This is a genomic window from Sodalis sp. RH16 (genome assembly GCF_047324245.1).
GTDB classification, from domain to species: domain Bacteria; phylum Pseudomonadota; class Gammaproteobacteria; order Enterobacterales; family Enterobacteriaceae; genus Acerihabitans; species Acerihabitans ligni.
In genome coordinates, this window is record NZ_CP178737.1 from 5,156,381 (window position 1) to 5,177,731 (window position 21,351).

Here is a 21,351-nt window from a genome sequence, read left to right on the forward strand (position 1 = left end):
AGCGGGGATTCTGGACATTAGATCCAGCGGTTTTTTAAGGCATAATTATGTTAAACACATATCCATCATGGACTCGTCGGTCAAATAAAACTTTAGCAGATTGGATACTCGTTTATAAATTAATTATTGAGAAACGAAATTATAAATTAAAAACTATCCGGAACAAATCAGCGGTCCTCACCCGGTTAACTGCTGATTTGGGCGGTAAACGACTCCGAAACATTACCCCAAAAATGCTACAAACATTCATTGCTGTATATGAGAATAACAGTAAATCGAGTGCAGCTAAAACGGCATTTCACATAATCAGCGATTTGTTTCGCGAGGCATGGCTTGATGGATGGGTAGCCTATAGCCCCGCATTACCGTTACGATCTCCTCACGAACCGGTGAAACGATCCCGGCTCAATGAACAGGATTGGAGAACTATTTTCTCTGTTTCTCAGGACCTATCCCGCTCATACATGCCGCATGCCATGCTACTGGCATTGAGCACGGCGCAACGGCGGGGAGATATTGCCAAAATGCGGCGCGCTGATGTTTTTGATGAACATTTACATGTCAAACAAGAGAAAACAGGCTACCTGCTTGCGCTACCATTGACTTTAAAATGCCCTGCCCTCGAAATATCCTTGGGTGACATCATCGAATCGTGTCCAGGTAACGATTATCTGCTGGGAAATAAACCGGTACATGCATTTTCCCTGAGCTACGGTTTTAAATTTGCCAGAGATACCGCATTTTCCAGTGGGCATTGGGAGTTTCCCCCATCATTTCATGAACAACGTTCGCTCGCCGAGCGTATCTACAGAGAAAGCGGCATTGATACTCAGCGACTGTTAGGGCATAGGCACAAAGAAATGACTGATAAATATAATAATAATCGCGGTTTGGAATGGAATTATCTAAAACTAAAAACCGGCGAGTAGTTTATCAGTAATCACTGTCAGAGCCCATCAGGAAAAGGTAATGGGCTCTTGCAGTGGCTACAGGCCAGGCTGCGCCACAGCGCGAACCAGCGCCATAATGCCGGTTTGGATGTCGTTCTTGCCGATAGCTGCCCAGCGCTGGGGTTCAGCCGCAATGAAACGTCGGAATTCCTGCGCTTCGTCTGATGCCCCCTGATACACATCGAAACCAGTTCCATGCTGTGCATCGCAAGCGGCAGCCAGTTTGATTTCATGGTCTGTTCTCAAACGGCCGGCCAACTCAGCCTGGAGTGCCAACAACTCGACGCCCTTGGCCTTAATGCGGTTCATCAGGTCGATTTCTTCCGGTGATAAATCCCTATAGCCGGATATTTTACGGTGTTGGTTTTCCATGGGTCCCCTTACAGGTATTTGCTTTTCAATGCCACCAGGTCGGCTTCCGCATCCGCGCCCAGCACAGAAATGCCGTGTTCGACGAACTCAACGAAGCTTTGCGCTTCGGCCTTGAACTTTTCGAGCGGGGACACAGCCGGAGCGGAGGGCACCTGGGCACCAGCAGCCGCAGCGTCAATGGTCCCGACGATGGTCGTATTGCCCACTGTTACAGGTTTCTGCGCAGCAGCCGGCACAGCCACGAATTCCAGATTAACGGATTGCGACGCGGTGCCGTCCTCCAGGGTCGCGGTGAACGTGATCGGGCCGGCCACCGTATTGGTAATGTTGACGGTAATCTGGCCGTTCGCATCGGTCTGGGCGGATGCCGGCGTAACGGTACCGGCATTCACGCCAAAATTGACGGCTACTCCAGCGACCGGCGTACCGCCGCTTCCGGCGACATTGACTTGAACGGAATTGGCGGCAACGCCGTCAGCAACCTGCCCGTTGAGCAGCACAGCAAGAATTAATTGAGGCATTGGTTTATCCTTCGTATCGGTGAATAGGCCTTTCAGCAAGGTTTTGATGCTCATTTTTGTTTCTGCACCTCGATTCGCTTTATCCGCTGGTAGAGGAGCATAACCAACTCTCCCCAACTGAAGCCTGCGCGCTCGCCCAAGCGTTCTAAAGATTGTTGCGTGCCGAATTGGGCCGAATATTCCTTATAAGCTTCACGCGCCCAATCTTTGGGGATGTCCTTCATGTTGGTTTGCTGAACAGGAAATCTTTCGTCGGTCATTTTTTCCTCGCTATTTCCCACAGTTCGCGGGCCACGGCGCCAGGGCCGGATGGATCACGACATTGGGCCATTTTCACGCTTGATTCAGCCCATGATTTGCGGGGCGGTAGTGATTTCAGATGCAGGAACCCGGCGGCGCGGAGGCTGGCGCCGGATTCGTCATGTTGGGTATAAGTGATACAGCGCTGGTAACCCATGGCACGAGCTGCCCGCCAGACGGCGCCGTAAAGCATGCTGTTTGCGTTGGCCGTTCCGTCCGTGCAGGTCCGGTTAACTTCAATGGTTATGCCATCATCCAAGTGACGGGCTATAGGCCGGCCAGCCATCGCCACGCCGACCAACTGGCCGGAATCATCCACCAGCCCAATGCTGAATTTATGGCCCCGCGGCGGCTTATTGTGTCGATGAAATTTTCGTACGAAGTCGCACGCCTGCCGGAACGTCACAGGGACAATGGTCATTTCGTTGCGCCTTGGCGGCATACATTCCGGATATAGGATTGCAGTCCGTTTACTTGGCTGGTGAGAGTGCTGAGTCGCTCGGTGAGAGTGAAATAATCCCGTTGAGCGGCGTCGTCCAGTCGGGCGGTGGCTGCATCAGTTCCGCCGGCGGCGGTGGCGGGGTCGGACACTGACTTGCTATTACCTGCGGTACAGGTGGCGTGGAGCTGCAATTTACGCCTGCCAGCGGCAAGATCAGCGCGCAGAGCATCATTCTGAGTTTTCGCATTCGCTAAGTCCTGGTGATATTTCGTGTCAATGTCCGCGGCGGCCTGTTCCGCCGATTTCTGCTTTGCGAGCGCCTGGGCTAATTGAGCAGTTGCGGCATCGTCAACGGCTTTTTTATAGTCGTCGGATGCCTTTTGAAGCGTGGCGATATCCTGGTCTTTGCGAAGGCTCTCTATGTACGAGCCGCCGGCGAACGCCACGGCCATCAGCGCCAGGAATACCCAGAGCCGCCAGTACGTTTTAAGGGTGAGAAGTATTTCCGTCATGGAGTCCGCCCGGGGGTTGTTGTGTCATTGCATCACTGACCGTGTTGATCCGCTTTCTTTCCAAATCGTGATGAATGCTTTGCCTCTTCCCTATCTGGTCGTTTGCAATGACGGCGGCAAAATAGGCAATGAGCATGGTGTCCGTCAGGGTGCCTCTGTACGCTTCCCAGCCGATCACTGCGGTTACGGTAATGAAGCCAAGACCCTTCATCCATTTGCTTAATGAGGGTCGTTCATCGCCTGAGCTGTTGAATATGTCGAGCATTGGCATTACAGGAGCGCCTTCCGCGCGATTTGATATCGGGCCTGCCGGTCCGGTAAACCGTTCAATCCACCGTTAATCCGCCGGGTCAGCCCAATCATGTCGCTGATATCAGCGAATCCGTTGCACTTGTTCGCCTGCCAGAACCAGCCGGCGGAGCGGGTGGCATTAACGTCCTGCAGCAGCAAATCCGGATCCCCAACAACATCAACGTCCAGCGCGGCCGCGCACTCGAAATAGTTGTAGTAGAAAGTGACCTGCTTCAGCCCGCGCCCGCGGTACAGCCAGCCGTCGCCCTCATGCGTATTGCCATACCGGCCGCCATAAACGATATCGGCGATCTGCTGCTGGCGCTCAATCGGGACTGCCTTTTCGCCGGGCTGCCGGCCTAACGTGGCACGCTGAGCGTCGGTGAGCCGGTTCCCAAATATCGCCAGTCCAGCGACCGAATAATTGAACGACTCGGACAATTGGCTGAACCCGCCCGACTCGGTCCCGATTTGCGCAATGAACGCCGCCTGGCGCAGCGCGGTATTAACGCCAAATTCCGCCATCGCATCAGTAAGTGGCTGAAACCAGCGCGCAGCTAATCCGGCGCTGATATTAGCCGCCTGCTGAAATTGCTCGGATGTCATTTTTTATCCTTCGATGCGTCTATCTTGTCATCGACTTGGCCAACAGCCTGCTTAATCTGCTCGACCTTTGCATCCCGCTTATCGGCGCGGCGAGAGTAATCAGCGCGTATGGCTGAAATCTCAACGGCAGCTCTGTTACTGGCAATGATCAGCCCCACAGAGAAGCCACCAAAAAAGCCGGCGGCGGCTATTAGCGACAAAACAAACCAGGTTTGCCAGTGGCGCTTAAACTCCTTTTTTGCGTCTTCGGTGATGGTGTTCGCTGTTCCGGTCATTTATTGGCCTCCAGCGCAGAGCGCAAGCGACTAACTTCCTGCGTGAGGGATTGATTTTGTTGCGTCAATAATTCGACCTGAGCCGTCAGGCTGTTATTTTGTTTGGTCAAAATATCAACAGAGTTTTGAATTATCAGAAGCCGGGCGTCCATTTCGGCTATTTGCCGCCACTGCACAATTCGTTCTTTGTTTGCAGCGTCGCGCTCTTCTTTTAATGTTTTATTTTCCTCTTTCAGCTCTGCGAGCATCTCCACTTCCGCCTTGCTGCCTGCAATATCCGCTGAATCTTTCGCCCGCTGTTTTACAAACCACATGCCGCCGGCTACCAGAGAAACGAAAGCCGTTCCAATGCTGGCCCATATGCCCGCGGTAGTTTGAATATCGGCCATAGGGTGCCTTATGCTGGTATTTTGATATCCACCCGAAGGCAGTGAGGAATGGGGATCGTCTGCGCTGCCGTAGGCGCATTAGGTGTGAGTGGTTGTACGTCAGATTTGGCAATGTAGACGAATGTGGCGGAGAATATAGGATTTGAACCTATGCAGCGTTTCCGCTGCACGCCTTAGCAGGGCGCTGCCTTACCACTCGGCCAATTCTCCACATTAAAAAGGCCGCACCGAAGTGCAGCCCTCATGTTAAAAGTTCGAGTTTTATTACTTGTGATTCCGAATGCCCGATCTGCTAAGGAATTATCAAGTTAACCTACGATGTTAAAGGCTGTATAATACTTTTTAACTTACTGAATAGTGGAGCTTTTCATTTTCTTCTATATAATTGTTGACTACGCGACGGAAATCCAATGGCTTACTGATCGATGGGATTGGCGTGCCTGTGCCACCTGTGCCTTTTATGACTATATTCCCATAACCAAGCATGCGTCCTAAAATTCCTTGATTAACGCCAATACTTTCGACTTTCTCAAGTCTGAGTTCTATCGTTGTTCTTCTTATAAAGCCAAACTTCGCAATGACCCGCTTGTTTGTCAGCGCCAACTCAGTGGTAAAAATAGTTAATGCGATGTTGCCTAGAATGGCTAACGAAAGAATAACAAACACCCAGCCAGCAGTTCCTGCACCGTTTGAATTTCCAGTTTTATCTGATGAACTAGCCAAAAGCATGAGCAGTCCAAACAAGAGCAATATTATAGTTGAGACAATAGATAACAAGTATGAAAGCCAAGAAACATGAGCCCTAGAGATAACTTCTTCGCCTTTGGAAAGGTTCGAATCAACATAGCTAGCCATAACAGCCCTCGAAAAATGAAAAAAAGTTTCAAGGAGTGTAAAACTTTAATAAGATTTCTAACAGTGAATGTTAAAAAATATTTCAATCGATTTTGTTATTATTAAGCTAAGCAGGTATATAGGATTTTTTGGTGTTATGAAATGGCTAACCAATAAGGTTCTTTATAGGCATTCATGGGCGTTATGAAAAAAAACCCCGGCGTTTGCCGAGGTTTCAATGTTCTTTGCTGTTCAACGGGCTTTAAAATCCCATCGTTGGCGTTACGTTAGTCCATTTCACCCAAAGCCGCAATAGGTTTTAACGGGTTATGTTTTCGAGCGCGGCGCCAGCGTCGCTTTCCTCCTTGTGGCATTGCGTTATCAGGTCTTCATAGAAGGGTTTCAATGTGCGGGACCAGGTCTGTTGCGGCATATCCAGGCCGATGCCGGCGAGAGCGCGGCGAACTGTTTCGGCTGGAATGCGGGAATACCCGCGGCCCTGGCATTTGCTGCAGGTCTTATAAACGGGGATCCCGCCCTGCTCCGCTGTTTTCTCTTTGTCCATCACCTCGCCCCGGCCGTTGCACCGGCACGAATTGCTGACTACTTTTTTACCGTTGCATGTTGGGCATACCCGGCGGGTGATATCGTAATAGCTAAGCTTTGCCAGCATTTCACGGCCCGGCATCTGCTCTATGCTGGCGGGCAAATCCCCGCGCTCAAACATCGACACCGTCTCGCGCGTCGCTGCCAGCTTATTCATGACGAATTTTCGTTCTTCGAGAAACCCCTCCCCGCCGCAGCATTCACATGTCCGGACGCTGGCGGCGCTGCGGGCGTAATCCTGATAGGCATAAACTGCTAACAATCTCAGCGTCGGGCGCTTAATGTCATCCTGCAGCTTTTCAACTGCTCGGTACCGGTGGGCCTGGGAAAGCGCGTATTGGTAGAGGTATTCCAGGGCGCCATCCGGTTTGCTGATGCCCTCCTTGGACAAAAACAATTCGATACCAGGGCGCGCTTGCAGCCCGACCAGCCCAAGGGATGCCATGACATCAGTGATTGTGAGCGAGTCGGAAGCTGTGGCCCTGGAGGAATCGCCAATATGCATACTTTTGGGTGAAAAAAACTTCGGTAATGATTCGAGCTTCATGCTGCCTCCTCCCGGCTCGCTATAAGTGCCTTACGTTTCGCCTTATACTCGTCACGGATCCGTTGATAATCTTCAATGCGATAGCGCTTGGGCTCATGCGGACCTTCAAGCCAATCGACATAATCCTGGCCGAATTCAGCAACGAGATTTTCCCGGTATCGCTGGCTGACGGTGTGGTTTTTGCGTGTGTAGTGCCCGGCGCCGCCATTGCATTTTTTGCATTGCCTAAAGGCATTTTTTTCTTCGAAGCGCAGTTCCGGATGTGAACCGACTGAGAGAAAATGGCCGCAATCCCATTTGCCGCCATGCAGGTCTGGCGGATTAACGTCACCGCAGCTGATACAGGGACGGTCATAATCGCGCTCGCGGATATACGCATTGAATTCGTCTTGCGCCCTCCTCATCCATTCTGATTTTGTCGTTAATTTTTCCTTTCGTTCCCGCCAGGCGATGCGCTCTTCCTTCTGTTTGTTGCTCTGGCGCTGCTTTGCTAGCTGCGCGGCTTTAGCTCGGGTCTTTTCGGTTTGCGCCCGGCCATATTCCGCCGCACAGGTGTAAGTGCAGACAATTTGCCCCTCGCGCACCGGATGGAACCATTCACGGCACCATACGCATTTCCGACGAGTTGGTTTTTTCATGCCATCCGCCCGAAATAATCATTCGTATAGCGCACTTCGCGCAGCCGAACGCCATGGCCAACCGCCCACGCTTGGGAGTATTCAATCAGGCTGTTCATGCGACGGATGCCCATTTGAGCGGTGCTCTCGCGGATCGGGACGAGCTCGCCCTCAATACCGGTAATCACTTCGCCGGGTTTGCCGGTGGCCACTGCATGGCCTGAGACCAGAATGGCTTTCCAGGAGACAAGTGGCCTGGTCTGGCTGGCAAAAATGATGTGCTGTTTCTCGAGGTCGCCGCATAACGCATGAAACAGGCTGTTTTGTGGCAGGGTGCGATCGGGATCAGAAAACTTCACCACCAGGGGGAAATTGGCATCCGCCGGGAGCGCTTTGATGTACTCGATGAGGTTGCGGCGGACATTGTCGTCGCGGAGATAGAAGGTTGCTTTCATGCATCACCGCCGGGGGCGAACGCAGAAAACAACAAAGTGCTGGCGTCGTTAAACGTCAGTCGCAGGGTGTCAATGCTTTTTTGTGACTGCGCCATGGTGTTCTCCGGTGGCGCAGCAGGTCAGGCTTGTTCAGAGCCTGATTGGAATATATCAGAAATTTATGTAATGCGGTAACCCGCTTTTTCAAGCATCTGAGTAAACAGTGTGGGTGTGCCGATGATTTCGTCCGGTTGCAGCGGTAGGAAGGAAATATCGGCGCCACGCCGATACATTATGGACCTTTCACAGTCCGGGAAATGAGCAAAAATCGCTACTACAGCCATATCCACGCAGCGAACTACTGCATACCCGGATTCCGGTAAATCATCGGCAACCTCATTCACGTCTGCCACCTTATTTTACTGTGTAAATATACAGTAATTATCATCTCCAATTATTAGGATTGCAATGAAAAAGAAATAGACTTAAGCCGCTTCCTCGGCTTTCGCCTGGCACAACTCTGGGAGATTAGCCCGGACCAGCGCTTCGGCGAACGGCGGTGGGACGGCATTGCCGCAGCGGGCGACCTGCTGCTCTTTTGAATATTTCTTGCCCTTGTAGTCCTGATCAATGACGTACCAAGACGGGAAACCTTGGGCGCCGTAGAGCTCAGTAGGCTGCAGCATACGTAACGTGATATCAACCAGCGCCCACCAAGTGCCGCGATAGCTCATCAAAACAAGGTCGGCCGGTTCGGGAAAATGCTCGGGCAGGTATTTATGCAGCAGCTCCGCGCACTGGGGTGCCTTTTCCCGATGTTCCGGTGAAAGGCAATCGACCGGCACGTTTATGACCTGCACAACACCCATCCGCGCTTTAGCTGTCAGGGTATGCACCGGCTCATCGACGCCCTGCGACTGTCCGCCGCAACTGTAATATTTGACCATGTAGGCCGTGACCAGGCGTTGATTGCTGCCGGCCGACGTGATTGTGGACATCGGCGCGTCAGCTGCGTGGCCATCGCCGTCGTAGAATCCGCCGTTCGCCTGCTCGAAGAATGCGGAAGTTAACGCTGACGGCACGCTGCTGGCGGTCACGGTATTAAGTGGCATATCCAGTGAGCGAGCGCCATCACTCCAGCGTTTTGCTCCTGTACCACACTGCTCGCCATGGCCCATATCTACCAGACTGCCGCAAATCAGGGCCTGTTCCCCGCGGTGGGCGGCGGTTATTGTTGGCAGCGGATCCGCCGGTGTGGTGCCGGGCCGGTCGCCGTGGTGCGTCATATGGATCAGATGTGCGGCGACTAGGGCGTGTTTATTGGCGACGACGACAGTCCCTAATGGTGAATTGATGTCCTGCGCACGGGCCTGCTGTCCCTCGCGCTCACCGTAGCCGATTGTGATCAGATGAGCGCCGACGAGCGCATGATGGCCACCGCCGGCGGTAATGGTCGAGAGTGGCTGATCTACATTGTGGCCTGTAAGATGTGCGTCACTTGTTCCATGAAGCGGCAAAAGAGTTGGTGCAACAACTGAGAAATGGCCACCTTTGACCTGGGCGCATAGCGTGCGCATTGGCTCGTCTGCCGGCATCGTCCGCTGATTGCTCGCATTGGCGTGTTCATTCAGAAATGGGGCCAGTACCGGATTCACGACAGTCCGGTGATTCTCAGTGGTCAGGGTACCAATCGGTTGATCTATGGGGGCCGGTTTACCGCTATATTCCGAACCGCCCGCGCCGACAATGAATGGTTCGGCATTGGTCAGGACGTGGCGCCACAGCCCCTTTGCAACCCGGCGCAGGGTATTATCGGCGAGCGCCTTCTTGCGTTCAAAAATACTCTTGCTTGGGATATTCCAGTCAATGATCTCCGCCGCGGTGTGATACGGCTTTAGTTTTCCGCTGCGGACTTCAAGAGATTTTCTGTCGCCATGCGTTTGTGCTGGCCAGACAATCGGACGGCCGTCGCAGCGCATCACCATAAAGAACCGTTCCCTGATTGTCGGCGTTCCCAGTTTGCTGGCGCGCAATTCCCGATATTCGACGTCATAACCAAGCCCGGCAATGAGCCGGCGCCGGTCGTCGCTATCCGATGCGATACCCAAAACCTCACAACATTCGTCCAGAGCAGGATGATCAGCGGCAATGCCGGTAGTCAGCATCGCCACAAATGCCGCAAAGGTTTCACCTGCCCTGGCAGGATCGGGCCTTTGTGTGCCGTCAGCAAGCGTAATTAATGGCCCCCAGGTTCTAAACTCTTTGACGTTTTCGAGTACGCCAACCCGAAAACGGGTATCCAGTGCCCAGCGAATAGAGACCCAGGCCAATCCCCGGATTTCCTTTTTCACTGGCGTAGCACCCTTGGCTTTGCTGAAATGGCGACAATCAGGCGAGAACCAAACCAGGGCCGGCCGCCGACCGCCGCAGGCAATAACGGGATTAACGTCAAAAACGTTTTCGCAGTAATGCAATGTGTCGGGGTGGTTTGTCATATGCATATCGATCGCGTTTTGGTCGTGATTAATCGCGATATCCACGCTGCGCCCGGTCGCCATTTCTATTCCCGTGCTGGCACCGCCGCCGCCGGCAAAATTATCAACAATGATTTCCCTCATGCTTTCGCTCCCATAGCCGCGGCTAATTTTACGGTCTGGCTGATAATGGCCTCGGCGGGCATGCCATCAAGTTTCATTTGGTGTATGTGATGACGGATTTTGTTTTGCAACCGGGCCGGTAGGTTCCCGGCTGCCGGGACCTGGTCAAACAGAAAATGAACCTCTTCCGGCCAGACGGTTTCCGGTACGTCCGGCATCAATAGCGCCTCGAGTTCAATGATGCGACGAATGGCGTATTGCATTAGTGGATCTTCTGATGGTGAAGTCATGCTGCCACCCCACTTATCCGAGCTACAGCTCTGTGGTAAATAACCGGATCCTTTTCAATGCCAATGAATCGGCGGTCAGTCTGCATACTGGCCAGTCCGGTAGTGCCGCTGCCCATGGTAAAATCAAGGACCAGATCATTCGGGTTTGAGTAGGTCTCAATCAGATAACGGACCAGCGCCAGCGGTTTCTGTGTGGGGTGCCAGTTATTGCGCTGTTTATCGCTTGAGAAAAATTGAACACTGCGCGGATAGCGCGATGTGCTGTCATATTCGGTTAACGACAAGGCCTTGCCATAACATTCCGAATTGACCGTTTTGCGTTTACTGGTGCGCCGTTCGTGACCCTCCGTCATCTGAGGGTTATATGTGGGTTGCCGGCGATAAAAGACCTCGATATTTTCATGCGCGCGTAACGGCTGCTTTTTAGCGTTCAAGAACCCGGTAGCGTTCCCCTTTTCCCATATCCATTCGGAGCGCCAATGCGCTAAATTGCTGGCCACCAGCGTTGCGGTGAACGGCTGGGCGGAAAACAAAACAATCGCGGCATTCGGTTTTGCCACCCGATACAGTTGCTCCCACATCGCCGCCAGATCAATTACAGAATCCCATTTGCATTGCGTCGTCCCATAGGGGATATCAGCACAAACCATATCCACGATACCAGCGGGAAGTTGGTGCATCACATCAATGCAATCACCGACAAAAAGCTGATAGCTCATGCCTCGCTCCCAAGCGTTAACGGGCGCAGACGTGGGGAGTGGGAAAAATAATCGAATTCGTAAATCTGTTTTCCATTTTCCCGGGCGAATGAAAATTCCATTTGCGAACCAGTGCTCTTGCGCCAGCCGGGCAGCAGCAAGACGCAATCTGCTTCGCTAATCATTGGGATGCAGATTCGCATGTAAGCGGCATGCTCTAAGCCACCCGGAAGCGCGGCGGGATTGAGCACAACGCGCGCCTGGAACTGTATCAGCGCCCGGTCTTCGGCTTTTTGAAAAAGCGCCCTGTAATCGGGGATACCGGTTATCGGCCCGGCCAGGTAGACGACTTTTCCCTTAATCATGAAATTCCGCCTTTTCCACGCGTCTGCAAAATGTACCGGTCAAAAAGCGCCATACGCGTAATGACGGTGCGCTCCGGATCCAGACTTTCAACGGTGGTAACCGGGTAATAACGCTGTGAAACGTGCATACCGGGTTCGCAGGTTGCTTTAGCTATGATGACGCCCTCCTCTCTCAGTTGCTTAACGGCATCACCTACTGCGGACTTGCTTAAACTCAAGCTGCGACAAATATCGGAAACTGTCGGCCCGTCGAATTTTTTCACGTAACGCGATATGCGCTGTTTTGTGGTCATTCTTTTTGTGTTGGTCATTGGTCAAATCTCGATTTTGGTTAATTACGGCGGAGATTAAATTTCTTTCGAATTTCCGCGATTTTATCCAGGCCTCGTTCTTTCGATAACGGCGGACCTGACGTGCTCAATGGGAGCTGTGCCACCGGCGCCGGGATAGGCTCCCCCGCCTCGATTCGCCGCGCCATGAGATTTAATTCCCGACGCGCTTCGCGCCGCAGCTCCAGCACGCTCCAGTTCCCGCCACGCATCCCGTCGTATAGCCGGGTAATCATCCAGTACGCTGCATGACTGGGCCAGGGATAGGATTCGGCTGTCTGGTACTGGCTGCGTTTACGGGCATACACCAACACCATCGTGACCAGGCCCTCGTCATCCGGCAGGCCAGCCTGCTTCAGGGCGCCCTCTTTGCACCATGTGATGAACTGCCCGGGCGACGGTAGGAATGGCTTTTCCTGCTGGCGGGCCATGGTCATGCCGGCGTTGATCTGCGCAATTGTCCGGATGCCGTTTTCCCGGAAAGCCTGCATCCATTGCCGGCGTAGTTCGTTCGATTGCGCCTGGTCGCTGATGGTCGCATCGATGGCCGGCATCACGGCACGCAGTTGGCGGAACAATTCGTTAAACAGGTCCACGGCATCCGGGCCGTTCGCTTGCGGGTTATCGGCCGGCATCATTCGCTGCAGTGTGCCGTTGTCTCGTTCATGGATGGCTTGCTGGAGTGTTTTCATAGGGTCCCCGGCGGCAATGAGTCGGCCCAGTCGCGGTTGTTCCAGTCCAGGGCGGGTTTAGCTTGGCGTGTTTGGGGTGGGATGGGTTGGCGTGATTTCTGAATGGTCAAGGTATTCCACTGCTTGCGCAGTTTATCGGGGCTCAGAATGTTGCTTGACCAGAAATAGTGCCGGCTAGCCCAATCGTACAGGGAACAGATTTCCGACAGGGTCCGGCCATCAATCTCGCGCATCAGGCGAACTTCGTTGGCCCAATCTGGCCAGTTTGGTTCTTTGACGGTGGCGTTGATTTTTAACACCCTGCCAAAAATGAACTTAGCGGTTTTCAGGTCGTCAGCCGTTCCCCATGACTTACCAGCAGGGGTATATATTCCGCCAACGGCTTCAGGATGCCTTGAGAGAAATTTTTCTGTAACGTCGTTGGGGAATTCGTCAGAATTCTCCGACGTAGAGATCTTTTTATTCTTGTTATTACCTTCTTGTTCATGGTGCGCGGTGTTGTGCTCGCTGTTATGCGCGGCACTACCCCCTGAGGCCGCGTCATCACTGGGTTTGTTATGCTCGCTGATATGCTCGGTATTATGCTCGGGTAAATTGCCTATTTTTTCGGCATATTCAGAATAATTCAGGATGGTGATCAGCGTTCCTTTTCTATGAACGCTTCGCACCTCAATCATTTTCTCTTTGACGAAAAACGCCAGCATGCGCTCGACTGCATGGCGCCCTGTCGGAACTCCTTTTCTGTCGCATAAAGCCAGCCCCAAATCGTCTGAGGTAACGACCAGTTGACCGGGTTGAAGTTCCCATGAATTACCCTTGAAAACCGCCGTATAGGGCTGTCTTGCGGCATCCAGTAGCAGGTTATCCCAGAGAGCACGAAGGTAGACATCTTTGGCCCATGGCTTCTTCTTGATACTTCGGTACAACGGGACATAACCGGTCTTCTGGTTCTCCATCCTGTTGCTCCTGAACAGACCCTGGCGATCAGGGAAGTTGAGTATTTCTGCTGTATTCACCGCTCACCATCCTTAGCATCACCCGATGGCGCCGGCCCGGGCATCATTGCCGTTAAAGTGCCCTTGTAATTATTCAACACCCGCAATGCTGCCCGGCATTTCTCCAGGCGCGCCAGCCTGTTTTTGGTCCGTGAAATTTCCTTCCCGAGCTCACGCAATGTCGGGACTTCTATGCTCGTTGAGGGTTTAACGAAAACGGGAATTGATTTCATGAATTCAGCGTCGCGTTCGCCCGGGCCGGCTGGCTGTCCATCCGGGATTTTTCCCGTGATTTCTATCGGCGGCAGTTCGGCAATGCAAGGGGCCGTATCGGGCGCCTCGGCTGATTGCGCTTCAGGCAAACAGTAATGAAATTTACCCGCAACAATCTGGCGCAATACCCGTCCGCGGTTAGTGGGTAATGCGAGCGTTGAAGCGATTTTCCGAGTCGTTGCGCCGGTTAGCTTTGCCAACTGTTCGGTCGTCTGCGGCCCCTTATCGGCAATGATATTTATCAGGTCATCAGCTGATAAAGCGCGATGCGACTTATCGACTTTGGCGGCAGGTGCAGGTGCAGGTGCAGGTGCAGGTGCAGGTGCAGCGATTTGAATTCGCTTTCCAGTGCTTGGCAATTGCCACAAACCATTAATCTGCACGATTTCGTCGCGATCTTCGTGGTCGCGCAGCATTTCAAGCGCCGGTCGAATATCAATCTGCATTCGGGTGGCGATCTCCCGCGCGGTTGCCCTTTCCATCTTCCCGATCACATCAAGTAATGTTTCCATCGGTTCTCCTAAATTTGGTTACCGCCGTTTGCGCGGCGCCGCGGGTATGGGCTTCGATTTGCTGCCCGGCAGACCATAATTCTCGGCCCACCGTTTCGCGTACCGATAAACATCGTCATAAATGGCCCCCTTCCGGCTCGCCCGAGATAAGCGCCGGTACAGGACGACAGCTTCGTCTGCCCCCCCCTGCGCGATTGCCGGCGTATAGCCCTGCTTGACCAGGGCCTCGCGGACGTTCTTTTCGATAAAACTTTCCCAGCTCATTGCGTACCTCGCTGGTTAATATGGTCTTTGGTCAAAACTCGATTAAAGGCAGTTACTGAAAATGGCTGCGACGCTGGCCATGACAGTGGCCCAGCGCTCCTGTGGCGCCAGGCGGACGAGCGATTCAATACCCTCCCGGATTTCCTTCTCCAGCTCGCGAACGGGCGCGCCAAGCAAAGACGCCCTACTCGCTTCGGCGCATTCTTTCGTGGCCACGGCGACGCGCACCAGCCGGTCGTCCGGTTCGATGATGTCCGTACGAAATTCCAGGGGGAGCACGTCAAGGATGGCCGGCGCCAGCATGGCGACATAGCGGCGGTACCGCGGGGAATCGCCATCTATCCAGCGAAAAATCTTTTGGGCGTTGCGTTGGTGATTTTCATGGAAGCCAATTCCCTCGCCGCCCTGCTCCCGCCAGGCGATGACAATTTCGGCCGCAACGGCTTCTTTGCTGCGCCACTTGGCCGCCCAGGCGCGGACGGCACAGCGGATCTTTTCGTGTGGAACGTCGTGACTTTTGGTGATGGGCGTCGCAGTTTTCTGATTGCTGTAAATCAACCTTGTCAGGTGGTTGTCGTTATCATTCAATGGGCTGGCGCGCATAGCTATGACTCCTGTTGTTGTGGTTGTGGTAACCCATCAGATGGATTTGGATAGAGATCGGGGCGCAGTTCGTGGGGCGTGACGCCGGTCGCTTTGTAAATCGGAATAACGCGATCAGCAGGGATGCCATTTTTTTTCCAAAGACTGACAGACATCTTACTGATGCCAAGCACTGCGCTAAGCTTGCTGGCTGAACCAGCTGATCTAATAGCGGTATCAAGACCGGTCATTTTTACCTCCGTTAAAACGTGAAAGTTAGTAAAGCAATAATTTACTATATAGTCAATATCTTCTTTCTATCACAAGGTAAAGCAAACATTTACAATGATGCTCATGACGATCAAAAAAACCGATAGCGACCTCGTGGCGCGACTAACTGAACTTAATAACAAAGGGCTCTCGAAGTCGGACATGGCGCGCGTTGCAAATGTGAGCAAACAAGCCGTTACTGGTTGGTTCCGGACTGGCTCAATCAGTAAAACATCAGCAATCGCTGTAGCTGAAGCTGGTGGAGTGTCGTTGGCTTGGCTTCTGGGTGAGAATGTTGATGAAGGGACTGGTTTAAAAACCAAAGAACAAAAAATGCTCGAACTCTTTCGTCAGCTCCCTGGGGACGAACAAGACCGCATGATCGACATGTTCCAGTTACGCCTGAAAGAGTTGGACGATTACATGGAGAAGTACTTACGGGGGAGGTATAAGCCTATAGAAAAAAAAGATTCTTAGCATAGGGTAAACAACATCGATTGATGGAGTGCTTAGTATGGTGATGGATTTTTTGTTTTAAAGAACTAAAACACCTTTACTAAAATTAATAAAAATCAAACAGTTAAAAAAATATCGTTGCAAAATTCAATTCCTGCAATTAACTTCATGACCTGCACTAAAAATTTAAACCTGCATTTTTTTTGTAAACCTGCACTTTTCACTTGATCCTGCAAAGATGTAATGATTTAATGACGTAATTGCGCACAAGGAGGCGAAAATGGTTTCATTAGTTGAAAATGTATTAGCGAGATACGCCGAGGTAGTAGACGAAGGCTATATTTCGGAAGGCTCACCCCGCTTTAAGAGTTATGCAGTTTCTAATCTTCGGGGAGGAGTTGGCAAATCCACTATGGCGTTCAATCTTGCGTACGAAATTTCACGAAATAATTCTCTACTTGTTGCTGATTTATGTCCACAGTGTAATTTGACAGAAACAATTTTAAGAAATGCCACCCCAAAAGTTACTATTGCAAAAGCCTTAACTCCTCGAATGCTGGGCCCTGCATTTGGTGATAAACCAGAAGACATTTCTTATCGTGTAAGTTCATATATTGAAGATTTCAAGGGGGGAAAATCCTGCTTCGCAATACCAGGCGATCCCGAATTATTCGCTTTCCCCTCAAATATGTACCAACAACTTCAAGTAGCCCTTTCAAGAGGCGAACCTAAAGCCGTAAATACATTATTAAGCTCACTACGCTCAATAATGAATGAAGAAGCCAAAGATAAGAAATGTGATATTTTATTGATGGATACTAGTCCTTTCTATGCTGGCGGTACCCATTTAGCATGGTGCGCAGCAGAAGCGCTAATTATTCCAGTTCGAGTTGACGAACATTCTATTGAATCTCTAAATCTTACTTTGGATATGCTCTCAAACCCCAAAAAGGATTTTCAGATGTGGAATACCCGTGCAGGTGGACTCACCTCCCCTAAAGTTGCCGCAATTGTAATGACCATGGCTGGCTCAAAAAGTAGATTATCTTCTACACCCGGTAAAGCATCGCAAATGTATATTGAAAGGGCGGTTAATATTGCAGAAAAATATAAACGTTTGTTTGTTGATGAAGATGTAAGTAAAGCATTCGTTGTAACAGACGACTTCGTTTCAAGCGGACAGATAAGTGGTGCAGAAAGTATTCCTATTTCACAGCTTAAAGTCGGCCGTTTTCATACCGTAAGCGAAGGGAAAAGGCTCCAGGTCAACCAATCTGTTACACGATATCAAAAACAGCTTCGTTACCTCGCAAGTATCCTATAAAAAGAAGCTCCCTGGCAGGGGAGCTTCTTTGGATCGGGGATAAAGGCACCCGCGACCATATTGCTAAGACACCAATAAGGTAACGGATCCCCGGCTTTTAATCAATACACTTATGGGGAGTGCTTCTACCCATAGGTGAGAGCAAAGCTATGGGATTACGTTCTATCGTTCAGAAATCAGCTCCTAAAGGATTTAGGTATATTTTTTGTCGTTTCCGCAGAGTACGTGGAAAGTCTGGAAAAATGCTTGATGCGCATGATTATGGTTACCATGCATGGGTCTTCCTTGTTCGTTGCTAAAACAACGAATTGGCCTTAGTCCAGATTTTTAGTACCAATCAAAGCTCGCCCAGTGCGAGCTTTTTTTTGCGCCTGCAATTATAGCCGATTTGGCTCAGACATTTACCCAGGATAAACAGCCTGATCCCCTCCCCACTGACTAGTCCCCACCTTTTCCTTCTCAAAAGCACAATTACAGAGTAAAGCACAACCTTACCTTTAAGTTAATAATTACTTGACTACAAGGTAAAGTTATAGTTTACTTAATTCAACGCAGCAACGAGTCATCCAGGCAGGAAGCCCACGAAGTAGCCGCCCGGGGCGCATGAAGACCGGGATGCGGTGACAGACACAAACGCGCAGCAGGTCAACACAATGTTCCGCCAGCCGGGCGACAACGGCCAGAGGTTATATGCCTAAATTCATCATGCTTCACCAGTGCAATGTCAGTACAAGCGAGCAATTGCCCGGCGTGCCGATCACGGTTATCGAACCTGTTTTTATCAACGCGGACCGGATTGAAATCATTTCGTCAGGCATCAATTCGGTCGTTTCGCTCTTTTCAGGCGAATGCCTGGAAGTGAAAGAAAAACCAGGCGAAATCATCGAGCTCATCCATGGGTCGCGGTCATGAGCCGCAACGCCTGGCGGTCCCTGTCCTTCCTGATGCTCATCATGACGGTGATTTATGTCGCGCTGGGAATGATGGTCTGGTGGTTGAAGTGAAGAGCAAAGCGGCAATGGCTGCTGCGGCGCGCAACAAAGCGGTGATCGCCCGTTTTTTGGGTGATGAAAAAATGTGGCGAGAAGCGCTGGTCAAATTGGGCCAGGCGATGCGGAGGGTTCAATGAATACGTTATTCGCACTGGTTATCAGCATTTGCAGTACGCATGGCGCCTGCACCGACGCTGTGGTGGATGTTTATGAATCCGAAGCGGCTTGCCACCAGGCGGCGTACGAACAGCGTATTGATGGTGCCTGCTATCCGGTTGATGGCGTTATGCATCAGATAGACGAGCAGCCGCCCCAATAACGAAAAAACGCGCCGAAGCGCGTTCTTCCGCCAGCTCGGCGACCAAACCTTGCTGGAATCGAGTTTTGACCAATAACCACACCTAAAGGCGCATTCACTGGCTAATGGGATTCTACAACCTGTTGGAGGGAAATGCCACCATGCAGCCATACCAAACAATTACCCGGGAACGCCTCGCCGAACTGCCCGCCGGCGCAAAGCTGAAGCTGGGCACGTACGTTGTCGAATTCGTTCGCCGCGGCGCCATGCAGTTCCCTGACGGCCACGAAGAAATGTTTGTGGAATACGTCGATAGCCGGGGCATTGCCGGCAGCTTTGAAGAAAGCATTTTTCTGCAATCCGCTACCGAGCACCTCGACGCCGTGCGCTGCACGAACTGCAACGCGCTCCGGTCGAAATCGGACTGCATCACTCGCGTGATTGCGTTCTATCGTGATGTCCGCTTCGTCCAATTTTGCGCTGACAGCGATTGCGCAAAACGCTATTTCGCTCGCCATCCCGAACAGGTTCCCGCCCCGCGCCGGAGGGTGTCATGAACAGCGATGTCATAACGCTGATCGCCCTGCTCTGCCTGTGCAACGGCGTGACGCCTCAAGAACTGGATGAGCTGGCGCACCAGCTCGCCGCATTCGAAGCAATCAACGATGCGCGGACGGAGAGAGAGCATGCTTAGGGTCATAGATACCGAAACAACCAGCCTCGAGGGCGGAGTAGTGGAAATCGCCAGTGTCGATATCGTCAACGGCGTTATCTGCAACCCGATGAGCGACTTGGTCAAACCGCCGGAACCGATTTCGTTCGAGGCCATGGCCATTCACCATATCACCGAGGACATGGTGGAAAACGCCCCACTAATCAGCGATGTCATCGACCGCTACCTGGGCGCTGATGCGTACGTAGCGCATAACGCCAAATTTGACCGTTCAAAGCTGCCGCAAATCGATGCGCCGTGGATTTGCACGCAGAAGCTGGCGCGCAAGCTGTTCCCGGCCCACTCCAGCCATAGCAACCAATACCTGCGATACAGCCTGGGCCTCAAGCCGGCGGTACCGGAAGGCCTTTATGCCCACCGGGCGCTCTATGACTGCTACGTCACCGCCGAACTGCTGATCTACATGGGCAGCCTGGCGAAGTGGACCATGCGCCAGATGCGCGAAATCTCCAACGCCCCGTCCCTGCTGCACACCATGCGTTTCGGCAAGCACAAGGGGAAGTCCTTCGACGAGATTGCCGTCATCGACCCGCAGTATCTGCGCTGGCTTCTGAGCACCAGCGACCTGGACGAAGACCTGCAGTTCACCATCCGCCATTGGCTGGGGGCCTGATATGGGTACCCCTGTACTTATCCTGGGCGACTCCGGTTCTGGAAAATCGGCCAGCATGATGAGATTAAATCCCGAAGCTGCGTTTCTGGTTAATCCGGAAAATAAACGACTTCCGTTTAAATCCACCGGCTGGAAACCGAGAGATTTCGCGGCCAAAACAGGCAACGTTTTTTTTACGGATATCCCGGCTGACATTGTCATGATCATCAAATACGCCCGCCGGGCCGGGAAAAAGATCGTTGTGGTTGATGATTTCCAGTACGTGATGGGGAATCAGTTCATGCGGCGCCGTAGTGAAAAATCTTATGAGAAATTCACAGAAATCGGAGGCGGCGCTTGGGATGTAATTCGCGCAGCGCAGGCAGCTGAAGATGATTTGATCGTCTATTTCTTGGCTCATACCGAAGAAACCCCGGCAGGCCGCATAAAGATGAAAACCATCGGCAAAATGCTTGATGAGAAAATAACCGTCGAGGGCATGTTCAGTATTGCGCTGCGCGCCGGCGTCATGGATGGCCGCTATTACTTCACAACGCAATCAGACGGTACCGATCCCGTGAAATCCCCGATCGGCTTATTCGAAAATTTCCAAATTGATAATGACCTGAATGCCGTTGATACGGCGATCCGTGACTATTACGAACTGAACGAAGGAGTAACCAAATAATGCAACCCATATTCACTTTTGACGATGAGTCAGCCCGTGCGGCTGGCGCTGGCGCGGTATCAGAAACCGGTGCCTATGCTGGGCACATAAGCTCTGCCATTTTTACTACCGGTCGCGATTCTCAATCTGAAGCCATGGAATTCAGTATTGATTCCGACGCCGGAAAAATTAGCTATATCCGAATCAATTACCGGGGCCGTGAAGGCCAAATGTTGAAAGTCGGTTCGGCATTGATTAACGCCATTATGGGACTGACAAAAGTTAAACAGCTTACCTCAGTCCAAGTTACAAATTCTGAAAACCAGCCGGAATTTCATTGCAAAGAACTGGAAGGGAAACCCGTTGGATTCGTGCTGCAAAAGGTCCTTTATACAAAAGCCACTGATGGCACTGATGGATATAAATTTGACGTTAAACAGGTTTTTGGTGCCAACACCCGTAAGACCTACAGAGAAGCTATCGACAATTTACCAGCTGAAGCTGTTGATAAACTTTTAGCCGTTCTGAAAGACAGGGATGACCGCCAAGTTAACGTCCCCCAGCACACCGGCATGCAGTCGCAGCAATCCATGCTCAACGCACAAAACAACGTCCCGCAGTCGCGCCTGCAGCAGGCCGCGAACCAGAGGACCATGGCCGCACAGCAGCAACCTGAATTCGACGATGATATCCCATTTTAAGTTATTGATTTTAAAGTATTAAATT

Annotated in this window: 36 protein-coding genes and 1 tRNA gene; 11 read left to right on the plus strand and 26 right to left on the minus strand. The window is 51.8% G+C overall.

Going from position 1 to position 21,351, the window contains the following annotated elements; genetic code table 11:
• Positions 1–47 precede the first annotated feature (47 nt).
• Complete coding sequence (locus tag ACL2XJ_RS23545) at positions 48–929, plus strand: tyrosine-type recombinase/integrase (protein ID WP_413724673.1); 882 nt, start codon at positions 48–50, stop codon at positions 927–929.
• A gap of 57 nt (positions 930–986) precedes the next feature.
• Here ACL2XJ_RS23545 and ACL2XJ_RS23550 read toward each other — a convergent pair whose 3' ends face one another.
• The 26 genes from ACL2XJ_RS23550 to ACL2XJ_RS23675 form a co-directional block, all read right to left on the minus strand.
• Positions 987–1,322: a hypothetical protein gene (locus ACL2XJ_RS23550; RefSeq protein ID WP_413724674.1), complete on the minus strand. Its 336-nt coding sequence runs from the start codon at positions 1,320–1,322 to the stop codon at positions 987–989.
• An 8-nt stretch (positions 1,323–1,330) separates the two neighbouring features.
• Positions 1,331–1,897: an Ig-like domain-containing protein gene (locus ACL2XJ_RS23555; RefSeq protein WP_413724675.1), complete on the minus strand. Its 567-nt coding sequence runs from the start codon at positions 1,895–1,897 to the stop codon at positions 1,331–1,333.
• Positions 1,894–2,103, minus strand: a complete 210-nt coding sequence (locus ACL2XJ_RS23560) for a hypothetical protein (RefSeq protein ID WP_413724676.1) — start codon at positions 2,101–2,103, stop codon at positions 1,894–1,896. Before ACL2XJ_RS23560 ends, ACL2XJ_RS23555 begins: the two co-directional genes overlap by 4 nt.
• On the minus strand, positions 2,100–2,564 hold the full coding sequence (locus ACL2XJ_RS23565; RefSeq protein ID WP_413724677.1) for an XF1762 family protein: 465 nt from the start codon (positions 2,562–2,564) through the stop codon (positions 2,100–2,102). The genes ACL2XJ_RS23560 and ACL2XJ_RS23565 overlap by 4 nt, the downstream gene beginning before the upstream one ends.
• Complete coding sequence (locus ACL2XJ_RS23570) at positions 2,561–3,097, minus strand: lysis protein (protein WP_413724678.1); 537 nt, start codon at positions 3,095–3,097, stop codon at positions 2,561–2,563. The genes ACL2XJ_RS23565 and ACL2XJ_RS23570 overlap by 4 nt, the downstream gene beginning before the upstream one ends.
• Positions 3,072–3,368: a hypothetical protein gene (locus ACL2XJ_RS23575; RefSeq protein WP_413724679.1), complete on the minus strand. Its 297-nt coding sequence runs from the start codon at positions 3,366–3,368 to the stop codon at positions 3,072–3,074. The genes ACL2XJ_RS23570 and ACL2XJ_RS23575 overlap by 26 nt, the downstream gene beginning before the upstream one ends.
• Positions 3,368–3,994: a glycoside hydrolase family 19 protein gene (locus ACL2XJ_RS23580; protein ID WP_413724680.1), complete on the minus strand. Its 627-nt coding sequence runs from the start codon at positions 3,992–3,994 to the stop codon at positions 3,368–3,370. The genes ACL2XJ_RS23575 and ACL2XJ_RS23580 overlap by 1 nt, the downstream gene beginning before the upstream one ends.
• Positions 3,991–4,269 (minus strand): hypothetical protein, encoded by a 279-nt coding sequence (locus ACL2XJ_RS23585; protein ID WP_413724681.1) that lies wholly within the window; start codon positions 4,267–4,269, stop codon positions 3,991–3,993. Before ACL2XJ_RS23585 ends, ACL2XJ_RS23580 begins: the two co-directional genes overlap by 4 nt.
• Positions 4,266–4,658 carry a hypothetical protein gene (locus tag ACL2XJ_RS23590; protein WP_413724682.1) on the minus strand — a complete coding sequence of 131 codons (393 nt, stop codon included), beginning with the start codon at positions 4,656–4,658 and terminating at the stop codon, positions 4,266–4,268. Before ACL2XJ_RS23590 ends, ACL2XJ_RS23585 begins: the two co-directional genes overlap by 4 nt.
• 124 nt (positions 4,659–4,782) lie before the next feature.
• Positions 4,783–4,868, minus strand: a tRNA-Ser gene (locus tag ACL2XJ_RS23595).
• A 132-nt stretch (positions 4,869–5,000) separates the two neighbouring features.
• Positions 5,001–5,513, minus strand: coding sequence for a PH domain-containing protein (locus ACL2XJ_RS23600; RefSeq protein ID WP_413724683.1), 513 nt, complete (start codon positions 5,511–5,513; stop codon positions 5,001–5,003).
• A gap of 298 nt (positions 5,514–5,811) precedes the next feature.
• On the minus strand, positions 5,812–6,645 hold the full coding sequence (locus ACL2XJ_RS23605; protein ID WP_413724684.1) for an antitermination protein: 834 nt from the start codon (positions 6,643–6,645) through the stop codon (positions 5,812–5,814).
• The gene (locus ACL2XJ_RS23610; protein WP_413724685.1) at positions 6,642–7,283 is read right to left on the minus strand and encodes a recombination protein NinG; all 642 of its coding nucleotides are present in this window, start codon (positions 7,281–7,283) and stop codon (positions 6,642–6,644) included. The genes ACL2XJ_RS23605 and ACL2XJ_RS23610 overlap by 4 nt, the downstream gene beginning before the upstream one ends.
• Positions 7,280–7,717 (minus strand): recombination protein NinB, encoded by a 438-nt coding sequence (locus ACL2XJ_RS23615; protein WP_203523563.1) that lies wholly within the window; start codon positions 7,715–7,717, stop codon positions 7,280–7,282. The genes ACL2XJ_RS23610 and ACL2XJ_RS23615 overlap by 4 nt, the downstream gene beginning before the upstream one ends.
• A 158-nt stretch (positions 7,718–7,875) precedes the next feature.
• Positions 7,876–8,100, minus strand: coding sequence for a hypothetical protein (locus tag ACL2XJ_RS23620; protein ID WP_413724686.1), 225 nt, complete (start codon positions 8,098–8,100; stop codon positions 7,876–7,878).
• 81 nt (positions 8,101–8,181) lie between these two features.
• Positions 8,182–10,314: a DNA cytosine methyltransferase gene (locus ACL2XJ_RS23625; RefSeq protein WP_413724687.1), complete on the minus strand. Its 2,133-nt coding sequence runs from the start codon at positions 10,312–10,314 to the stop codon at positions 8,182–8,184.
• A complete protein-coding gene (locus tag ACL2XJ_RS23630) occupies positions 10,311–10,583 on the minus strand; it encodes a hypothetical protein (protein ID WP_413724688.1) in 273 nt (90 codons plus the stop codon). The genes ACL2XJ_RS23625 and ACL2XJ_RS23630 overlap by 4 nt, the downstream gene beginning before the upstream one ends.
• Positions 10,580–11,302 carry a DNA-methyltransferase gene (locus ACL2XJ_RS23635; protein ID WP_413724689.1) on the minus strand — a complete coding sequence of 241 codons (723 nt, stop codon included), beginning with the start codon at positions 11,300–11,302 and terminating at the stop codon, positions 10,580–10,582. The genes ACL2XJ_RS23630 and ACL2XJ_RS23635 overlap by 4 nt, the downstream gene beginning before the upstream one ends.
• Positions 11,299–11,646: a DUF4406 domain-containing protein gene (locus tag ACL2XJ_RS23640; RefSeq protein WP_413724690.1), complete on the minus strand. Its 348-nt coding sequence runs from the start codon at positions 11,644–11,646 to the stop codon at positions 11,299–11,301. The genes ACL2XJ_RS23635 and ACL2XJ_RS23640 overlap by 4 nt, the downstream gene beginning before the upstream one ends.
• Positions 11,643–11,957: a MarR family transcriptional regulator gene (locus tag ACL2XJ_RS23645; RefSeq protein WP_413724691.1), complete on the minus strand. Its 315-nt coding sequence runs from the start codon at positions 11,955–11,957 to the stop codon at positions 11,643–11,645. The genes ACL2XJ_RS23640 and ACL2XJ_RS23645 overlap by 4 nt, the downstream gene beginning before the upstream one ends.
• Positions 11,958–11,977: 20 nt before the next feature.
• A complete protein-coding gene (locus ACL2XJ_RS23650) occupies positions 11,978–12,667 on the minus strand; it encodes a replication protein P (protein ID WP_413724692.1) in 690 nt (229 codons plus the stop codon).
• The gene (locus ACL2XJ_RS23655) at positions 12,664–13,623 is read right to left on the minus strand and encodes a replication protein (protein WP_413724693.1); all 960 of its coding nucleotides are present in this window, start codon (positions 13,621–13,623) and stop codon (positions 12,664–12,666) included. The genes ACL2XJ_RS23650 and ACL2XJ_RS23655 overlap by 4 nt, the downstream gene beginning before the upstream one ends.
• Positions 13,624–13,679: 56 nt before the next feature.
• Positions 13,680–14,447, minus strand: coding sequence for a DUF1627 domain-containing protein (locus ACL2XJ_RS23660; RefSeq protein WP_413724694.1), 768 nt, complete (start codon positions 14,445–14,447; stop codon positions 13,680–13,682).
• Between the two features lie 18 nt (positions 14,448–14,465).
• A complete protein-coding gene (locus tag ACL2XJ_RS23665) occupies positions 14,466–14,711 on the minus strand; it encodes a hypothetical protein (protein ID WP_413724695.1) in 246 nt (81 codons plus the stop codon).
• Between the two features lie 42 nt (positions 14,712–14,753).
• Complete coding sequence (locus ACL2XJ_RS23670) at positions 14,754–15,314, minus strand: toxin YdaT family protein (RefSeq protein ID WP_413724696.1); 561 nt, start codon at positions 15,312–15,314, stop codon at positions 14,754–14,756.
• Positions 15,315–15,316: 2 nt separating this feature from the next.
• Positions 15,317–15,544, minus strand: coding sequence for a transcriptional regulator (locus ACL2XJ_RS23675; protein WP_413724697.1), 228 nt, complete (start codon positions 15,542–15,544; stop codon positions 15,317–15,319).
• Positions 15,545–15,647: 103 nt separating this feature from the next.
• Here ACL2XJ_RS23675 and ACL2XJ_RS23680 point away from each other — a divergent pair, with 103 nt between their 5' ends.
• From ACL2XJ_RS23680 to ACL2XJ_RS23725, 10 genes are all read left to right on the plus strand, one after another.
• Positions 15,648–16,040, plus strand: a complete 393-nt coding sequence (locus ACL2XJ_RS23680) for a helix-turn-helix domain-containing protein (protein WP_413724698.1) — start codon at positions 15,648–15,650, stop codon at positions 16,038–16,040.
• 259 nt (positions 16,041–16,299) lie between these two features.
• On the plus strand, positions 16,300–17,343 hold the full coding sequence (locus ACL2XJ_RS23685; protein ID WP_413724699.1) for a ParA family protein: 1,044 nt from the start codon (positions 16,300–16,302) through the stop codon (positions 17,341–17,343).
• 690 nt (positions 17,344–18,033) lie between these two features.
• Positions 18,034–18,255: a flagellar FlbD family protein gene (locus ACL2XJ_RS23690; RefSeq protein ID WP_413724700.1), complete on the plus strand. Its 222-nt coding sequence runs from the start codon at positions 18,034–18,036 to the stop codon at positions 18,253–18,255.
• The gene (locus tag ACL2XJ_RS23695) at positions 18,239–18,472 is read left to right on the plus strand and encodes a hypothetical protein (RefSeq protein ID WP_413724701.1); all 234 of its coding nucleotides are present in this window, start codon (positions 18,239–18,241) and stop codon (positions 18,470–18,472) included. Before ACL2XJ_RS23690 ends, ACL2XJ_RS23695 begins: the two co-directional genes overlap by 17 nt.
• Positions 18,469–18,654, plus strand: a complete 186-nt coding sequence (locus ACL2XJ_RS23700; RefSeq protein WP_213993825.1) for a DUF1482 family protein — start codon at positions 18,469–18,471, stop codon at positions 18,652–18,654. The genes ACL2XJ_RS23695 and ACL2XJ_RS23700 overlap by 4 nt, the downstream gene beginning before the upstream one ends.
• Positions 18,655–18,794: 140 nt before the next feature.
• Positions 18,795–19,190, plus strand: a complete 396-nt coding sequence (locus ACL2XJ_RS23705; protein ID WP_413724702.1) for a hypothetical protein — start codon at positions 18,795–18,797, stop codon at positions 19,188–19,190.
• The gene (locus ACL2XJ_RS23710) at positions 19,187–19,327 is read left to right on the plus strand and encodes a hypothetical protein (RefSeq protein WP_413724703.1); all 141 of its coding nucleotides are present in this window, start codon (positions 19,187–19,189) and stop codon (positions 19,325–19,327) included. The genes ACL2XJ_RS23705 and ACL2XJ_RS23710 overlap by 4 nt, the downstream gene beginning before the upstream one ends.
• Positions 19,320–19,979, plus strand: a complete 660-nt coding sequence (gene exoX, locus ACL2XJ_RS23715; RefSeq protein ID WP_413724704.1) for an exodeoxyribonuclease X — start codon at positions 19,320–19,322, stop codon at positions 19,977–19,979. The genes ACL2XJ_RS23710 and exoX overlap by 8 nt, the downstream gene beginning before the upstream one ends.
• Position 19,980: 1 nt before the next feature.
• Entirely contained in the window at positions 19,981–20,646 is a 666-nt protein-coding gene (locus ACL2XJ_RS23720) for an ATP-binding protein (protein WP_413724705.1), read from the plus strand.
• Positions 20,646–21,326, plus strand: a complete 681-nt coding sequence (locus ACL2XJ_RS23725; RefSeq protein WP_413724706.1) for a hypothetical protein — start codon at positions 20,646–20,648, stop codon at positions 21,324–21,326. Before ACL2XJ_RS23720 ends, ACL2XJ_RS23725 begins: the two co-directional genes overlap by 1 nt.
• Positions 21,327–21,351 lie beyond the last annotated feature (25 nt).

What these genes read in the sequence shown, in the direction of transcription:
- ACL2XJ_RS23695 (WP_413724701.1), top strand. Translation starts at nt 18,239, where the DNA reads ATGGGTCGCGGTCATGAGCCGCAACGCCTGGCGGTCCCTGTCCTTCCT.
- ACL2XJ_RS23615 (WP_203523563.1), bottom strand. Translation starts at nt 7,717, where the DNA reads ATGAAAGCAACCTTCTATCTCCGCGACGACAATGTCCGCCGCAACCTC.
- ACL2XJ_RS23630 (WP_413724688.1), bottom strand. Translation starts at nt 10,583, where the DNA reads ATGACTTCACCATCAGAAGATCCACTAATGCAATACGCCATTCGTCGC.
- ACL2XJ_RS23680 (WP_413724698.1), top strand. Translation starts at nt 15,648, where the DNA reads ATGACGATCAAAAAAACCGATAGCGACCTCGTGGCGCGACTAACTGAA.
- ACL2XJ_RS23725 (WP_413724706.1), top strand. Translation starts at nt 20,646, where the DNA reads ATGCAACCCATATTCACTTTTGACGATGAGTCAGCCCGTGCGGCTGGC.
- ACL2XJ_RS23600 (WP_413724683.1), bottom strand. Translation starts at nt 5,513, where the DNA reads ATGGCTAGCTATGTTGATTCGAACCTTTCCAAAGGCGAAGAAGTTATC.
- ACL2XJ_RS23685 (WP_413724699.1), top strand. Translation starts at nt 16,300, where the DNA reads ATGGTTTCATTAGTTGAAAATGTATTAGCGAGATACGCCGAGGTAGTA.
- ACL2XJ_RS23580 (WP_413724680.1), bottom strand. Translation starts at nt 3,994, where the DNA reads ATGACATCCGAGCAATTTCAGCAGGCGGCTAATATCAGCGCCGGATTA.
- ACL2XJ_RS23655 (WP_413724693.1), bottom strand. Translation starts at nt 13,623, where the DNA reads ATGGAGAACCAGAAGACCGGTTATGTCCCGTTGTACCGAAGTATCAAG.
- ACL2XJ_RS23550 (WP_413724674.1), bottom strand. Translation starts at nt 1,322, where the DNA reads ATGGAAAACCAACACCGTAAAATATCCGGCTATAGGGATTTATCACCG.
- ACL2XJ_RS23645 (WP_413724691.1), bottom strand. Translation starts at nt 11,957, where the DNA reads ATGACCAACACAAAAAGAATGACCACAAAACAGCGCATATCGCGTTAC.
- ACL2XJ_RS23640 (WP_413724690.1), bottom strand. Translation starts at nt 11,646, where the DNA reads ATGATTAAGGGAAAAGTCGTCTACCTGGCCGGGCCGATAACCGGTATC.
- ACL2XJ_RS23575 (WP_413724679.1), bottom strand. Translation starts at nt 3,368, where the DNA reads ATGCCAATGCTCGACATATTCAACAGCTCAGGCGATGAACGACCCTCA.
- ACL2XJ_RS23565 (WP_413724677.1), bottom strand. Translation starts at nt 2,564, where the DNA reads ATGACCATTGTCCCTGTGACGTTCCGGCAGGCGTGCGACTTCGTACGA.
- ACL2XJ_RS23570 (WP_413724678.1), bottom strand. Translation starts at nt 3,097, where the DNA reads ATGACGGAAATACTTCTCACCCTTAAAACGTACTGGCGGCTCTGGGTA.
- ACL2XJ_RS23705 (WP_413724702.1), top strand. Translation starts at nt 18,795, where the DNA reads ATGCAGCCATACCAAACAATTACCCGGGAACGCCTCGCCGAACTGCCC.
- ACL2XJ_RS23590 (WP_413724682.1), bottom strand. Translation starts at nt 4,658, where the DNA reads ATGGCCGATATTCAAACTACCGCGGGCATATGGGCCAGCATTGGAACG.
- ACL2XJ_RS23720 (WP_413724705.1), top strand. Translation starts at nt 19,981, where the DNA reads ATGGGTACCCCTGTACTTATCCTGGGCGACTCCGGTTCTGGAAAATCG.
- ACL2XJ_RS23710 (WP_413724703.1), top strand. Translation starts at nt 19,187, where the DNA reads ATGAACAGCGATGTCATAACGCTGATCGCCCTGCTCTGCCTGTGCAAC.
- ACL2XJ_RS23635 (WP_413724689.1), bottom strand. Translation starts at nt 11,302, where the DNA reads ATGAGCTATCAGCTTTTTGTCGGTGATTGCATTGATGTGATGCACCAA.
- ACL2XJ_RS23665 (WP_413724695.1), bottom strand. Translation starts at nt 14,711, where the DNA reads ATGAGCTGGGAAAGTTTTATCGAAAAGAACGTCCGCGAGGCCCTGGTC.
- ACL2XJ_RS23700 (WP_213993825.1), top strand. Translation starts at nt 18,469, where the DNA reads ATGAATACGTTATTCGCACTGGTTATCAGCATTTGCAGTACGCATGGC.
- ACL2XJ_RS23650 (WP_413724692.1), bottom strand. Translation starts at nt 12,667, where the DNA reads ATGAAAACACTCCAGCAAGCCATCCATGAACGAGACAACGGCACACTG.
- ACL2XJ_RS23670 (WP_413724696.1), bottom strand. Translation starts at nt 15,314, where the DNA reads ATGCGCGCCAGCCCATTGAATGATAACGACAACCACCTGACAAGGTTG.
- ACL2XJ_RS23605 (WP_413724684.1), bottom strand. Translation starts at nt 6,645, where the DNA reads ATGAAGCTCGAATCATTACCGAAGTTTTTTTCACCCAAAAGTATGCAT.
- ACL2XJ_RS23660 (WP_413724694.1), bottom strand. Translation starts at nt 14,447, where the DNA reads ATGGAAACATTACTTGATGTGATCGGGAAGATGGAAAGGGCAACCGCG.
- ACL2XJ_RS23545 (WP_413724673.1), top strand. Translation starts at nt 48, where the DNA reads ATGTTAAACACATATCCATCATGGACTCGTCGGTCAAATAAAACTTTA.
- ACL2XJ_RS23625 (WP_413724687.1), bottom strand. Translation starts at nt 10,314, where the DNA reads ATGAGGGAAATCATTGTTGATAATTTTGCCGGCGGCGGCGGTGCCAGC.
- ACL2XJ_RS23585 (WP_413724681.1), bottom strand. Translation starts at nt 4,269, where the DNA reads ATGACCGGAACAGCGAACACCATCACCGAAGACGCAAAAAAGGAGTTT.
- ACL2XJ_RS23690 (WP_413724700.1), top strand. Translation starts at nt 18,034, where the DNA reads ATGCCTAAATTCATCATGCTTCACCAGTGCAATGTCAGTACAAGCGAG.
- ACL2XJ_RS23675 (WP_413724697.1), bottom strand. Translation starts at nt 15,544, where the DNA reads ATGACCGGTCTTGATACCGCTATTAGATCAGCTGGTTCAGCCAGCAAG.
- exoX (WP_413724704.1), top strand. Translation starts at nt 19,320, where the DNA reads ATGCTTAGGGTCATAGATACCGAAACAACCAGCCTCGAGGGCGGAGTA.
- ACL2XJ_RS23555 (WP_413724675.1), bottom strand. Translation starts at nt 1,897, where the DNA reads ATGAGCATCAAAACCTTGCTGAAAGGCCTATTCACCGATACGAAGGAT.
- ACL2XJ_RS23610 (WP_413724685.1), bottom strand. Translation starts at nt 7,283, where the DNA reads ATGAAAAAACCAACTCGTCGGAAATGCGTATGGTGCCGTGAATGGTTC.
- ACL2XJ_RS23560 (WP_413724676.1), bottom strand. Translation starts at nt 2,103, where the DNA reads ATGACCGACGAAAGATTTCCTGTTCAGCAAACCAACATGAAGGACATC.